The sequence below is a fragment of the Planktothrix tepida PCC 9214 genome, from assembly GCF_900009145.1.
Taxonomy (GTDB): Bacteria; Cyanobacteriota; Cyanobacteriia; order Cyanobacteriales; family Microcoleaceae; genus Planktothrix; species Planktothrix tepida.
Genome location: NZ_LN889813.1, coordinates 895046 through 909201, shown reverse-complemented (window position 1 = coordinate 909201; position 14156 = coordinate 895046). Strand labels below are relative to the sequence as shown.

Genomic DNA, 14156 nt, shown 5'->3' with positions numbered 1-14156 from the left:
GCGTTGGAGTGGGTTCTAACGTCGGTGTGGGCGTTGGAGTGGGTTCTAACGTCGGTGTGGGCGTTGGAGTCGGTGATATTGTCGGCGTTGGGGTCGGTGATATTGTCGGTGAGGGCGTTGGAGTTGGTGATATTGTCGGTGAGGGCGTTGGAGTTGGTGATATTGTCGGTGAGGGCGTTGGGGTGGGTTCTAACGTCGGTGTGGGTGTTGGAGTCGGTGTTATTGTCGGTGTTGGGGTCGGTGATATTGTCGGCGTTGGGCTAGGTGTTATCGTCGGTGTGNTATTGATTTCTGTCGCATAGCGGGTTTCTCTTAAACTCTGAAACCACGCTAGGTAAAATCATTAGTGCAGCAACAGCGCAAAACCAAGCAGTTTAACTGCACCATTCTGCACCCTTCATATTTGACGATAAACTGACGAGGAAACCATTATGGATATTAGCGATCGCACATCTTTTATTAAAAGTTCAACCTTACAAACTTTGATAGCAGAACTTGGTGAAGAATGTCAAACCGTTATTCAGCTTTTAGATACAATTCAGACAGGAAACTCATTAAGTGATAGTGAAAAACTGGATAGTTTAGCAGAGTTATTAGCAGTAATAATTCATTTACAAACCCATTGTGGCGAAGATTTGCAAACTTTAATTGCTGAAGAATTAGAACAGTTGCCTGATTCAGAATTATCAGAGTAAGATTGTTAATGATTAAATTATCCCACCGTAGGGGGTGAGGCGCGCCCAAAGTCCGTCAACAATGGTGCTAAAAGCCTTGAAATCAATTTCAGGCTCAAAGCTCAAACCCGTTAAAACGGGTTAATGAAAAATGATCTGAGTCATCTTTAGATGACTTCAGCTTTTAGCCCGAACTTGAGTTCAGGGCTAACGTGGGTTAAGTAAACACGCTTTGGGTGTGGCTTCGCGCCTACCTTAGTTAAGTATTTCATCGGTTATTCTTGACTGAAATTATCATCTTTAATAACTTGTTCTAGTATAGCTTGGCGAATATCAGACCAATCTTCCGCCGTCATCGGTGTTACTTCTCCAGAGTTCAAACCTTCTAATAATAAAGTTTCTAATTCTGCCTCTTCTTGCTTTTGGTATTCCTCCATCAAGAGTTGGGCTGTTTTTTGATCAATTTTAGCTTTTCTGTCAGGTGGAAGATTCTCTAACAATTGCTTAAATGTATGATGTCCGGTCATAATACACCCTCCTGTTGTAGTTCTTCAAGGTATTGATAGAGTTTTTGTCCCGTTGAAAATTAGAGAATTTTGAGATAATATTAATAATAGCCAGAAAAACCTAGACTTGTTAAAAAATGTCTACATCTCGCAGTGTTGCCGCTACTTCTGAGGGAATCGCTAAAATGAAAGCGAGAATGGCTGAACTGCAAAAACCAATTCTCGAAGGGAAAACCGGAAAAAGTTGCTGGACACAGGACTATTTAGCGACACAAGCTAACGTCAGTTTAGACACGGTTAAACGCTTTTTGAAAGGAACTCCTATTGATCAAGATTATGCGATCGCAATCGTAAAAGCGTTAAACTTAGAATTAGCAGATATTGTCAATATCCCCAAACCTGAACCCGAACCGATACAACCGGATGATATTAACTGGCATCAAACCTGTCAATCTCGCCTCGATGCCTACGAAGAACGCTTTCTTAAGAATAACCCGTTAACGGGGATTAATTTTTATGTTCCTTTGGGGTTAGTGGAACCGAAACGGGAACAGGATAAACGACACAAACAGGAATTTAACCCAGAGGACGGGTCAGATTTTTATCAATTAGGGGAAACGGAAATAACGAAAACCTACAGCGAACCGAATCAATTTTTTGAGGAAGTATTACGACAAGGAAAGAGTAAAAGTAAAGGTCAACGGTTGGCGGTAATTGGGGAACCTGGGGCGGGAAAAACAACGTTATTATATCAAATTGCTCGATGGATTTTGCAGGAAAATTTAGGCTATCCGATTTTAATTCGGTTGGCGGATGTTGATAAACCGATACGAGATTATTTAACTCAAAATTGGTTACGGGATGCAACCCCAAGTTTAACGGGGGTTTCGTCGGAATGGGTTGCTGGGTTTGAAAGGTTGATAAGACCCCTCCCTAACCCTCCCCTAAGAGGAGAGGGAACTGGAAAGCATGGGGGAACAAACTCCCCTCGCCTCGCAGGAGAGGGGTTGGGGGAGAGGTCGAACTCCCCTCGCCTCGCAGGAGAGGGGTCGGGGGAGAGGTCAACTCCGGTTTACTTACTCCTCGACGCCGTTGATGAAATGGGGATAACGTCACCTTTGACAACAATTAATCAACAGTTGGCGGAAGGATGGACGCAGGGGTTACGGGTGGTGTTAACTTGTCGGTTGAATGTTTGGGAGGGGGAGAAAAACGCTNTTGATTAGGTGTGAGGGTAACATCAACAGTTGTACTAGCATTAGGAGCGAGTGTAGTGGTGGTAAAATTTCCTAATCCGGTGAAGCCTGTTCCGCTAAAAGTTATCGGATTAGTTAATAATAAATCCCCTAATCCTGTATTTTTAATCGTGAAGGTTTTAGTTAGACTTCCTCCCAGGGATATCTGACCCAAATTAATAGCTGTTGAAGTTCCATCAATAATATTGGTGCTTCCGTCTAAGACTTCTATTTCTGGGGGAGCATATTCAAATGCACCAATATCAACAATATTATTAGCAATTCGGGCAAATCCAACGCCTCGTTGGTCGGTTGTTAATCCGGTCGCATTAGTCGTATTTCCTGTATCAATCCCTGGACTTCCTGCTAACAAAGCATGGGTAAAACTTAAGCCACCATTATCTTGTAAAGGGCCTAATTTAGCATCTAAAGGATTGGTGGCTGTTCCGACTAAACTACTGGCTGGAAATGTGGTTTCAACACCGCTATTATCTCCGATTAAATTTCCACCTCCATCCGTCCAAGTTCCTCCGGCTATATCGGGGTTTTTAATATTTGTTGATAAATCTTGATTTCCAGCAATTAATGTGTTTTTAAGGGTAGCTGTTCCACTATCTTGAAAAATGGCTCCACCACTATCATAAGAGGTACTATTAGTCGTATTAATATCGGCTTTGTTGTTCGTAAAGGTACTATTGGTAATGGATAAGTCGCCAACATTATAAATAGCACCGCCACTATCTTCTGCACTGTTACCGGAAAAGGTACTATTATTAATTGTAGCGGTACTGCTGTAGTAAATAAAAATTGCCCCACCGCCATTTCCTCCATCACCTGTAACTTTGTTATTGGCAAAGGTACTATTATTAACGGTAAGATTGCCTAAGCTACTACTAACATAAATTGCTCCTCCCCGTTTGTTTGCTTCCCCATTACTGAAGCTGAGGTTATTGAGGGTGAGGTCACTATTGGAGGGAACATAAAAGAAACGGAAAGCAGGTGCTGTGGTGCTTCGTTCAATAATAGCCCCATTCCCGTTCAGGGTCAGTTTTCCGCCAACGGTTATATCTGTAGGAGTGGGTAAACCGTTAGCATCACTAGCATTACCATCGGAGGTGTTGTTATCAACGGTTGTTAAGCTGTAGACTCCTTTTGTTAAATTAATAATATCGTCTTCTGGTGTGGTGTTAGCCGTGTTAATGGCTGTTTTTAGCCCATCAACGGTACTGACGTTATAAGTCCCTAATATTGCTGGATAATCAGCAATTTTTTCTTGATTAAATGGAAATGGAGTGGTAATTTTTCCTAAGATAACATCTAGGTTCCAATTTCCTCCCAAGGGAGTATAACCCACTTTTTGACGCGAAGCCGCTAGGTTGACTCCTAGATAATGATGAAGACGAGACAGAAACCCACCGTTATCCGATGCGAGTTCACAACTATAGATTAAAACATCGGTATTTTCTGTAAAAGTTTGTCGCCACGTTTTGAGTTGGGGCGCATATTTTTCAAGATTATTGACGTTTAAGGTGGTATTTCCTAAATGCAGTGTTCCTGAACTTCCATGGGTGAGCAGATGAACAGCTTTTAAATTTTTGTAGTCTGATAAAATATTGGTAATTTGTTGAATTCCATCTTCAGTTTTGGAGAGGATGATAAAATCAATATTTTCACTAATTGCGTCTAATAATTGGGGGATATTCGTAACGGATGAATCAATGATCAGTAATATATTATCCGTGAAGGCTGAACTTAGGTCAAAATTAATGGTACTCATGATCAATCCTTTATTTTCTATTACCTGAAGAGGTTCTAGTTTAGTCTGAATCAGTTGAAAAATTAGGGAGGTTTGTCAAGTGGAAAACCCACCCCTCGGCTGGAGGAGTCAAAAGATTATAGGAGATCGCACCCAGTTTAGGTGATGCTTCTAAAGGACAATCTCTAGGAATTTTATCCAAGCCTTTGGGTTTTGTTAGAGAATATCCTCATTTACAATTCCTAACTTTAGTATAACTGACTGATTCTTTTTTTTTTGAAGCGTCGAAAATAATTACAAAACTTTACATTTAAAGAAATAGTAATTTTGTAACGGTGTTAAATTTCAGGGTTCCAAAACCTCTACATAACTTAGATGACTATTAAGAAGACTAGCCAGAGCCAATATTTTCCGGTAATCCTTGACTTTTTTCAGTTTTTCTATTAGAGTTGTTAATATATTTATTGTTGTAAAAAATGAGCCACTGCTTTTGATTTTATCAGGTAGCGATGTGTTCTTCTGTTGCGGTTTTTAATTCTTATGGAACTATCTAAAATGATAGAGATCGGCACTATTGTGGCGGCTCACGGGTTAAGAGGGGAAGTTCGAGTTTATCCCAATTCAGATTTCCCAGAACGGTTTATCGAACCGGGTCAGCGCTGGCTATTACCCCCCGGACAAACCGAACCTAAACCTGTGGAGTTTTTGGGAGGCTATTTAATGCCCAGCAAGGGCATTTATGTCGTTGAAATCGAGGGCATTGAAGATCGAACTCAGGCAGAAGCATTACAAGGTTGTCCGTTGTTGATCACAGACCAAGATCGCCCCCATTTAGAAGAAGATGAATTTTATGTTTTAGATTTAATTGGGTTGGAAGTATTCGACCAAAGAAAAGCGGAAGTGATTGGAAAAGTCATAGATGTGATTTCGGCTGGAAATGATTTACTAGAAGTGGAGTTACATTCCCCAACTCCAGCCCCAGACACTCTCGTTGCTGACCCCCTCCCAGAACAGATTCATCGTAAAACCAAAAAGAAACGTAAACCCAAACTCCTACCCACCGTTTTGATTCCCTTTGTCAAAGAAATCGTTCCCATTGTGGATTTAGAGCAAAAACGGATTGAAATTATTCCCCCGCCTGGATTAATTGAGGAAACAGTTTAAGACCCCTCTGGATGGAACTTTGCTTCCTCATCTGATGCAATCACAATCACCTGTTGAATAAAGTGATAGCTAAAAAATAGCTCATTTCCTATCCTTATTTTCAGAATGTCTTTCTTGCAACTAACCTAATTTTGAGCAGAACGATACAATGCTGTGTGATAGACTCTAATCTTGCTGTCTGAGATCTTGCCATGACTGACCTAATTAACGATTCATTAGACAATCTACCCCGCGAGGTTAGGGTTAACCAACTTCGCAATTTGATTGAAACCCTGCATATTGCTGATGAAATTGCTACTAAAGGCTACTTAATCAGTAGTTCTGAACTGGCCGATCTCATGGATATTAACGCCAGCGCTGTGACCAGTCGAGGAGATAACTGGGCATGGCGCAACTGGGAAGTATCCAGAGTGCGGCGAGAAGGTAATCAAATTCTCTGGCAATTAGAACGAGTCGATTAACGGTTGGCTGGCCGTTGATGGTTTATTATCAAGCGCTGATTTAGCGATGTTCTGCCCTGTTATAGCACTACGCTATAATGGGGCAAAATATTATTTTGATGCCTGAACTTCCGTCTTTTGATGCGATCGCCGTTTTTGTCTAAAAGATTCTGTTAGCGATCGCCCTATTGGAAAATATTTCCCACTGTGCTGGCATAAAGTTCTAACCTAGGGGTGTGGATTTTGCAAATGTTCAAGAAGTTCTACAGAATTATCAAAGGTTTTGATCATATCTTCCACATTAATTATATCGTTCTCATCCGCAGATTCCCAGGCGCGATCATGACTTAACTCCGTAAGCTCTGCAAAAGACAAACTTCCATTATCTTGAAAGCCTGAAGAACCTGTTCAGATATTTCTTGCGAAGGCTGAAAGCTAGGAGACAAATCTCCACGCACTAATTTCAGTAAATCATAAATCTGACTGGGTACAGGGCCATGTTTCATGGCGTAATAGCTATCCCCAAAAATAAATCTTCCATATTTTTCTAAGTGTTCCTTATCTGCAAAATATAAAAATTTAGAAACACGATGAATTGTTGGTTGAACCTTATTCTCTAATAGCTCCAAGATGTAAAGAATAGACTCTATTCCTTTCTCAATATTAAAATCAAATTGGTATTCCATAACAGCTTTTTCTTAATTACACCAATAAACAGTGTATTTTTTCGGTATTTCTATTATAGCAATACCTAATAACAGTTTTAAAAGACGTAACAATTAATCATGAATTTTTAGGTTTTAATTCTTTCCATAGGTTCTCCCTCGCCATTGAATTTGAGTTTGAGTTGCAGATATCCATAATCGTAATACCGCCACCGCATCAGCGAGGGGAGATAACCAAAATACCCAAGGCTGTTTAGCTTGGCTGAAATCATAGGATAACGAAATGGCAGCCGTTAATATTAACCGCAGAAACAGTAAAAAACCATTTAATCCTAACAACGTTGAGCTTAAAATAGGGGGTAAAGATAGACTAGAGGAAAATAACAGATTAATCAGTAATAAAGGTAACGGTAAGGCTTGAACTGCTAATAAAATGAATAAATCTGACCACAATTGAGTCTTAGAACAAGCATCTTTAAGATCGAGCGATCGCCCCCAACCTTCCCAAGTATCTTTTAAGCCATCATACATTCTAACGGTTAATACATTTGCCCCATCTAAAAACCCAACTTTAAATCCTTGTTGAGCTATATTTCGAGCTAAGGTAACATCATCACAAAAGGAATTTTTAGCGCTGGAATATCCCCCAACTTTTTCTAATACCGAACGACGACATAAAAAACATTGACCATTTGCCATCACTCGTTCAGGTTTTTGGGGTGATAAATCCGGTGAACCAAAGCGATAAACTAAGGTCATTAATAGGGCAGGTTGTAACCACAATTCCCCTGGATATTTGAGAATAAATTTACAAGATAATGATAATAAATCATATTGATTTGCGATCGCAGTTTTCACCACACTTGCCACTAAACCCGGTTGCGGTAGAGTATCAGCATCAATACCTAAAATCCATTCACTTTTTTCAGAACTATTTAAAAAACCCGTATTTAACGCCCAAGGACGACCTACCCAGTCCGACGGTAATGGTTCATCTAAAACTAATCTAAATCTGGGATCAGATTCTGCAAATTGTTTGACAATATCCTGAGTACCATCTTGGGAATGGCTATCGACAATTAAGATTTCTCGAACTTCATAACTTTGTCGGGTTAAGCCTTCTAAACAAGGGGTAACTCGCGCTGCTTCATTCAAAGTCGGAACTACAATACTAACCGTTCCCAAGAGGTCTAAGGTGGGAGATTCAGGTTGTAAAGGAGGAACTCGAATTGCTCCTTTGAATAACCGAGATAAGATAATAATTGTGGCTGGAATTTGTAAGATTAATATTATTGAAAATAATAAAAACCAGAAATTAATATTTGAAAAATTAGCAATATTTAAGAAAATTGGATTCAACATTAAATTTAGTTTGACTTGGACTTCAATTATTTTCCCATAAATAAAGATGGGCAAAGCCCATCCTACTTAAATCTTAATTGTTACTTTGCAGCAACTTCTACGGGAGAGGGATTAATATTGTCACTGGGTAATAAACTTTCCATCGTCTCTAAAGAAGGTTTAGCATTCCACCAGAAAATCAAGGCAGGAATGACCCCAAATAAAATACTTAAGGCCGTTGGAAAGAGGAAACGAGCATCTAATTCAACAACGGTAATGGCTGCCCCAAAGAAGAAATTAGTCAGATAAACAATTAGGGGTACAGTTAATTGAGAACGAGATAAAGCAATGGGAGTTCGTCGCCATAAAAACGCCCCAACGCTCATGAATACCAAGCCTGTTCCCATCCAACCGACTAAATTTCGATAAGGCATTCCAAAAAATTCACCGACTTCTTGAAATTGCCAAAAGGGAAAAGGAGCTTGACTCATGGCGGGGTCTAATACTAAATCCCAAGCGGTGAGTAAAACCGCTCCTAATGCCAAAGCTGCTAATTGACGTCCCCAACGATCTCCCATTGTTAATTTTAAACCTGCACGGGCTAACAAATAGCAGGTTAAACCCATATAAAACCAAGATAACGGAATGGTGAAGGGAACTAACCCTGCAATTTTATAACCTAAACCACTCAAATATTGATAATGACCAAAGGGAAATCCGGTACTGGTTCCTAAAAGTTCACTAGATAAGGATAACAAGACCGATGGAATCATAAAAGCTAAGGTTGTTCCTAACCCTAACGTGCGATACCCATATAAGGCTAGTGTTGCCGCCCCAAACACAATATAGGTTATGCCTCCTGCTGTCATTCCCCAGGAGAACAATTTCATCCCCATCGGAGGTAAATTCGCGACGAGTTCAGGGTTGGGTAGAATAAACAATAACCCAGCTAGTCCAAACAGCGTTGATACAACGTGAGCCGTGAGGCAAAATCGTTCTGCAATTGACTTGTGCTTCATGGGACTCCTAGAGAAAGTATTAAGATACGTCAAGCGCTCTTCTGAATTTTACAAATCTTTAAATAAGAATATACCCTTTGGCGCTAGATCGGATGGAATCTGACCGTAAGATCCCGATAGCATAAGTCTTGCTAATAGTTTAGGGGAGTAAGCCGTTATTTTTGTAATTAAATTTAACAATTGTAGAAGATCCGGGCTGCGGTAGGATGAAAGTGCAAATCGGACATTTACAAGGGGAAGTGGTGTAATGGCAGCAGGTTTGAGCCTAGTAACAACAGCCGCATTTGTTTTACTGGGTTTAGGAACATTAGCCCTAGAAATTCAATATCGTCTGCGTCCAGGCAATAAACTAGAACTAACTCAAGGAGAGTGGAACCTGGATTTATCCGACTCCACCCATTATGTGTTGAGAGGGGAAATGGAATTCCGTAATCTCACCCCCAACCTAGAGATTATGTTGCCAGAAGTCACGGCTCAACTTCACCTGCTCTCTAAAGCGAGTTTAGACGGTATTAAGCACACCATTAAAGTGATTTCCGCCCATCTTGATGCCCCTAGCCGAGAGGATAATTATTGGTTTGGGTATATTGTTAAAGTCAAAAAAACCACCCGGATTAAAGTCTTAGTCGAAATTGAAGGACAAGACCTCAGTGCTTTACAATCAGCTTGGGTGAAAGTCGATTATATTACCTACGGGCCAGAAGGACGCATCCCCAAAGTTCGCCACGTTGTCCTTCCCCTCAAATATCCAGACCCGACCCTAGCCCCCAATAAACGAATTATTGAAGGGATAGCCGAAGTTTACCCCATCCGTACCCATTTATTAACTCATATTGATCATCCCGTTGAGGTGATTAAAAAATATGTACTTCCCTATGCTCAACCGGGGGATATTGTTACCTTGGGAGAAACCCCTGTTGCGTTAATGCAAGGGCGATTTTTCCACCCCACCCAAATTAAACCGGGATGGGTTGCTAAACGGGTTTGTTATTTCTTCATGCCCACCTCTAGTTTAGCCACCGCCTGCGGAATGCAAACTTTAGTAGATGTTGTCGGGCCAGCACGAGTTTTATTTGCTATTGTGGTAGGAACCTTAGCCAAACTTTTAGGAAAACCCGGAGTATTTTATCAATTAGCCGGAGAACAAGCTCGACTGATTGACGATGTGACCGGAACTTTACCCCCCTATGATCAATTTATTGTCCTAGGGCCAGATGATCCCCAAAATGTAGTCAATACCCTACAACAAGAAACAGGGTTAGGGGCAGCAATAGTAGACGTGAACGATTTAAAAGCCGTTAAAATATTAGCAGCAACCCCCGGTCTTTCCACTGCTTTGATCAAACAAGCCTTAAGGAGTAATCCCGCCGGAAATGCCGATGAGCAAACCCCCCTGGTGCTAATTCGTCCTTTATAAAATCAGTTATCAGTTATCAGTTATCAGTTGTCAGTTATTGATAACTGATAACTGATCCTTTACCCGACTTGATCCCATGAATTTATTTCTATCCCAAAATCAAAATCAATTTAATATTCGCCAATTTCAATACCGCGATTTAGAAGCCATTGAACAGCTATATCGCCAAGCCGATGATCAAGCTAATTCTGACACAGGCTTGAGCCACGAGTTAGAACAATTGCGACGTTGGTATGGGTTGCTCAAATTTTTAAGCTGGTTTCCCAACCCCTGCCAAAACCTGTTTAACGCCTATATTGCGGAACAGTTTGGTCAACTATTAGGGATGATTAAAGTATCTCCCTTTAACACCAGTCGTAGTACCTGGCGGATTGAACGTATCTTTGTAGATCGGTTAAACGATCAAAGTAGTATTGGATCACAACTATTACGCTATTGCTTTGAAACGTTGTGGGAAGCGCGAACTTGGCTATTAGAAGTCAATGTTAATGATAGCGGTTTGATGGCGCTGTATCGACAAAATGGATTTCAACCCTTAGCTCACATGACCTATTGGGTTGTGGAACCGGAACTCCTGCAAACCTTAGCCACCACTCAACCTGATTTACCCAACCTTCTCCCGGTCAGCAATGCAGATGCTCAACTGCTGTATCAACTTGATACCGTTTCTATGCCTCCCCTGCTGCGACAGGTCTTTGATCGGCACATTTTAGATTTTAAAACCAGCTTTATTCAAGCCGTTGTGGATGCTATCAAACAATGGTTGAGCCATAGCGAACAAGTCAGTGGCTATGTATTTGAACCCCAACGTAAAGCAGCCATTGGTTATTTCCAAGTGCAGTTATCCCGTGATGGCTGTCAGCCGCACGTTGCGGAGTTAACGGTTCATCCTGCCTATACCTGGCTTTACCCCGAACTGTTATCCCAGATGGCTCATTTAGCCCAGGAATTTGGCCCCCAGTCCCTGAGACTGGCATCCGCCGACTATCAACCCGAACGAGAAGCTTATTTAGAAAAAATTGGAGCACAACGGGTAGAACATACTTTGTTAATGTCTCGCTCTGTTTGGCATAAATTACGGGAATCAAAATCTTCCTTAGAGGGATTGCAATTATCCGATGTGTTACCCAGTTGGCAACCCGCCCATAAACCTGTACCCACCCGAATGTCCTGGTTAGGGCCAACAATTCAACATCCGTCCGCTACTCAAAAATCTTCTGCTGGGGATGGACTCTCAGAAGGGACAGAATTAGACCCCAAAAATCTAACTCAGAAGCCCTCAGATGTACCGTCTGATCCCCGTGAATAATAATGGAACAACAGACAAAATCCGCTTTTATTTCTGCTTTGGGATTAGATATTGGCCGCAAACGGGTTGGTGTCGCAGGCTGTGACGGGACAGGCTTAATTGCTACTGGACTCACCACCATCCTGCGGCGTTCTTTTTCTCAAGATATTGAGCAATTTCAAGAACTTGTTCAGCAACGACAGGTACAAGTCTTAGTAGTGGGGTTGCCTTACCATCTGAATGGTTCCTTGGGATCTCAAGCCAAACAGGTGCAAAACTATGCTCAACGGTTAGCTTCTGCCTTGAAGTTACCCCTAGAGTACATCGATGAACGGCTAACGTCCTACCAAGCCGAACAACTGATGATTTCAGAAAATATTTCCCCCTCTCGCAACAAAAGTCTGATTGATCGCAAAGCCGCCTCTTTGATTTTGCAACAATGGTTAGACCAGANTGGGGAAGTGGATTTGCTCAGTGGAGTGAAGATTTGATGATTGATGAAGGATCTCCTCATCATCATATTGCTCAAGAACTAGGGGGGATAAGGGGAGAGAAGGGGAGTAGGGGGTTGGCGGTGGTGCTGCGTTAATAGTCAACCAATTTGATGATATCCTGGTGTTGAAAAGGGTTGAGCGTATCCCTTGGGAACTCCTCCCCATTGCCGTTTAGTGCGGCTAAAAATAGTACCGTATAAATGATGCTCCCATCTAAATTTCCCAACGATAATGGACGTTCTGAGGAAGCCTATGTCACCCTGACCGATGAGCAGGGGCGATCGCTGGTTTGCACCTTGCAATCCTCAATTCAGTTAGAAGGTCAAGAGTATGGATTGCTTCTTCCTGTGGACACGCCCATCGAAATCTTAACTTGGAATGACGAAGAAGATGATGATGAATCTGCTGTTCCTGTAGAATCAGAAGCAGAAATTAACAAAATTTTTAAAACGGCTAAAGCTGTTTTAGCAGAACACAATTTAGATCTCAAACGCACAGGAATTACCCTAACTGTAGAAGGAGAATTACCAGATTTTCCTGAAGAAGGAGAATCTAATGCTGATCTCGATTCTTCTCAACCTGACCAAGAAGAATTTGAGGAACTCCTGTGGTTAGCTAGTTTCTATCACGAAGAGCAAGAATACGGAATTTATACCCCAGCCGATCCGTTCTTTATTCTAGCTAAAACCAATGAACAGGGAGAATATAAACAACTTTCCCCGGAAGAATTTCAAAAGTTAGAACCTTTGTTACCCCTGATTGAAGATCAACTTTTTGATGCTTTGGAGTAACTGATTCAGGTCTAGGTATACCCCTTAATAATAAATATCTCCTCAGAGGGAGATGGGCAGGGTTTCAGTAGAAGGTAAAATCGAGTTTTGATTTGGGAGTGGCAATTTGGAAATTGCAAAAACAAAACAAAAGAAACCTCAAAATAGACAAACTTTGAAACGGTTTTCTAAAGGTTTTTTTTATCTTCTTATTCTACCGATAATCTGGGGATTCTTCGGATGGCAAGGTTGGAGGTGGTGGAGTTGGGCAAGTGCGGCTCCTCAAAGTGAAGAACAGGTGAGATCCTCCAGTGGGGGTGGAAACAGTGTGAAAATCCTGATTCCCCCTGGAACATCAAGCCAGCAAATTGGGGAAGATTTGAAAGCAGCCGGATTAATTCGTTCCGATTTGGCTTGGAGACTGTGGGCACGGTGGTTAATCTTCAAAGATCCTCAAGGAGATTTTAAAGCCGGAAGCTATTCTCTGGCTCCAACTCAATCCTTGAGTGAAGTCGCTTCTAAAATCTGGAATGGGGAAGTGATGACGCTTAGTTTCACGATTCCAGAAGGCTGGTCAATTCAGCAAATGGCGGAATATTTTGAACAACAGGGATTTTTCTCGGCGCAGGAATTTATCGCAGCGAGTCGTCAAATTCCCTATCAAGATTATCCTTGGCTCCCTCAAAATTTACCTTTATTAGAAGGCTTTTTGTTTCCCGATACTTATCAAGTGGAATCGGCTGAAGTGACACCCCAAGTCATCATTCGTCAGATGTTAGATCGGTTTCAAGAATCGGCTTTACCGATCTATCAACAAGCGAAATCCCAACTGAATTTGGATTTGAATGAATGGGTGACACTCGCGAGTATTGTGGAGAAAGAAGCCGTTGTCGCTGAAGAACGAAATCGCATTTCCGGGGTGTTTCACAACCGTTTGCAAAAGGGAATTCAACTCGCTTCTGATCCGACGGTAGAATATGCTTTGGGAATTCGTCAAACCGTTGATCAACCCCTAACCTTTAAACAGGTGGAAACGCCGTCTCCCTACAATACTTATATTAATGTGGGTTTACCGCCAACGGCGATCGCAAGTCCGGGTTTAGCGAGTTTAAAAGCAACACTTAACCCTGAAAAAACCGATTATCTCTACTTTATGGCACGTTACGACGGAACCCATATTTTCAGTCGAACAGAAGCGGAACATCAAGCAGCAATTGCTGAAGTTGAACGCAATCTTTCTTCTCAATAAGAGAGTTGAATTTAGCAAAATCCTCTCTTTTTAGAAAAAAAGACTTACTGTTTTTTAATCAATCTCCTGACTCTAAAAGAACGTGCGCTCTGGTTATTATTTTTTTACTCCCAAACTTAAGTTTTTAGCCAAAATAAA

Annotated in this window: 13 protein-coding genes; 8 read left to right on the top strand and 5 right to left on the bottom strand. The window is 41.4% G+C overall.

What is annotated here, in order from left to right; genetic code table 11:
* The first annotated feature begins 431 nt into the window (after nucleotides 1-431).
* The gene (locus PL9214_RS26575; protein WP_072722278.1) at nucleotides 432-695 is read left to right on the top strand and encodes a hypothetical protein; all 264 of its coding nucleotides are present in this window, start codon (nucleotides 432-434) and stop codon (nucleotides 693-695) included.
* 254 nt (nucleotides 696-949) lie between these two features.
* On the opposite strand, the gene PL9214_RS26570 is transcribed toward PL9214_RS26575, so the two are convergent.
* Nucleotides 950-1201: a hypothetical protein gene (locus tag PL9214_RS26570; protein ID WP_072722277.1), complete on the bottom strand. Its 252-nt coding sequence runs from the start codon at nucleotides 1199-1201 to the stop codon at nucleotides 950-952.
* A gap of 1107 nt (nucleotides 1202-2308) precedes the next feature.
* Nucleotides 2309-4192: a DUF4347 domain-containing protein gene (locus tag PL9214_RS26560; protein WP_072722275.1), complete on the bottom strand. Its 1884-nt coding sequence runs from the start codon at nucleotides 4190-4192 to the stop codon at nucleotides 2309-2311.
* 519 nt (nucleotides 4193-4711) lie between these two features.
* On the opposite strand from PL9214_RS26560, the gene rimM reads away from it, so the two are divergent.
* On the top strand, nucleotides 4712-5335 hold the full coding sequence (gene rimM, locus PL9214_RS26555; protein WP_072722274.1) for a ribosome maturation factor RimM: 624 nt from the start codon (nucleotides 4712-4714) through the stop codon (nucleotides 5333-5335).
* A gap of 191 nt (nucleotides 5336-5526) precedes the next feature.
* On the top strand, nucleotides 5527-5796 hold the full coding sequence (locus tag PL9214_RS26550) for a hypothetical protein (protein ID WP_072722273.1): 270 nt from the start codon (nucleotides 5527-5529) through the stop codon (nucleotides 5794-5796).
* Between the two features lie 326 nt (nucleotides 5797-6122).
* On the opposite strand, the gene PL9214_RS26545 is transcribed toward PL9214_RS26550, so the two are convergent.
* The 3 genes from PL9214_RS26545 to cruF form a co-directional block, all read right to left on the bottom strand.
* Entirely contained in the window at nucleotides 6123-6461 is a 339-nt protein-coding gene (locus PL9214_RS26545) for a type II toxin-antitoxin system antitoxin SocA domain-containing protein (protein WP_072722272.1), read from the bottom strand.
* A 114-nt stretch (nucleotides 6462-6575) separates the two neighbouring features.
* The gene (cruG, locus tag PL9214_RS26540) at nucleotides 6576-7802 is read right to left on the bottom strand and encodes a 2'-O-glycosyltransferase CruG (RefSeq protein ID WP_083580195.1); all 1227 of its coding nucleotides are present in this window, start codon (nucleotides 7800-7802) and stop codon (nucleotides 6576-6578) included.
* An 80-nt stretch (nucleotides 7803-7882) separates the two neighbouring features.
* Nucleotides 7883-8800 (bottom strand): gamma-carotene 1'-hydroxylase CruF, encoded by a 918-nt coding sequence (cruF, locus tag PL9214_RS26535; RefSeq protein ID WP_072722271.1) that lies wholly within the window; start codon nucleotides 8798-8800, stop codon nucleotides 7883-7885.
* 247 nt (nucleotides 8801-9047) lie between these two features.
* On the opposite strand from cruF, the gene PL9214_RS26530 reads away from it, so the two are divergent.
* From PL9214_RS26530 to mltG, 5 genes are all read left to right on the top strand, one after another.
* The gene (locus PL9214_RS26530) at nucleotides 9048-10217 is read left to right on the top strand and encodes a F420-0:Gamma-glutamyl ligase (protein WP_072722270.1); all 1170 of its coding nucleotides are present in this window, start codon (nucleotides 9048-9050) and stop codon (nucleotides 10215-10217) included.
* A gap of 76 nt (nucleotides 10218-10293) precedes the next feature.
* A complete protein-coding gene (locus tag PL9214_RS26525) occupies nucleotides 10294-11526 on the top strand; it encodes a GNAT family N-acetyltransferase (protein WP_072722269.1) in 1233 nt (410 codons plus the stop codon).
* A 2-nt stretch (nucleotides 11527-11528) separates the two neighbouring features.
* The gene (gene ruvX, locus PL9214_RS26520) at nucleotides 11529-11996 is read left to right on the top strand and encodes a Holliday junction resolvase RuvX (protein WP_072722268.1); all 468 of its coding nucleotides are present in this window, start codon (nucleotides 11529-11531) and stop codon (nucleotides 11994-11996) included.
* A gap of 206 nt (nucleotides 11997-12202) precedes the next feature.
* Nucleotides 12203-12790 (top strand): DUF3727 domain-containing protein, encoded by a 588-nt coding sequence (locus tag PL9214_RS26515; protein ID WP_072722267.1) that lies wholly within the window; start codon nucleotides 12203-12205, stop codon nucleotides 12788-12790.
* A 154-nt stretch (nucleotides 12791-12944) separates the two neighbouring features.
* The gene (mltG, locus tag PL9214_RS26510) at nucleotides 12945-14018 is read left to right on the top strand and encodes an endolytic transglycosylase MltG (protein ID WP_072722359.1); all 1074 of its coding nucleotides are present in this window, start codon (nucleotides 12945-12947) and stop codon (nucleotides 14016-14018) included.
* The last annotated feature ends 138 nt before the right edge of the window (nucleotides 14019-14156 follow it).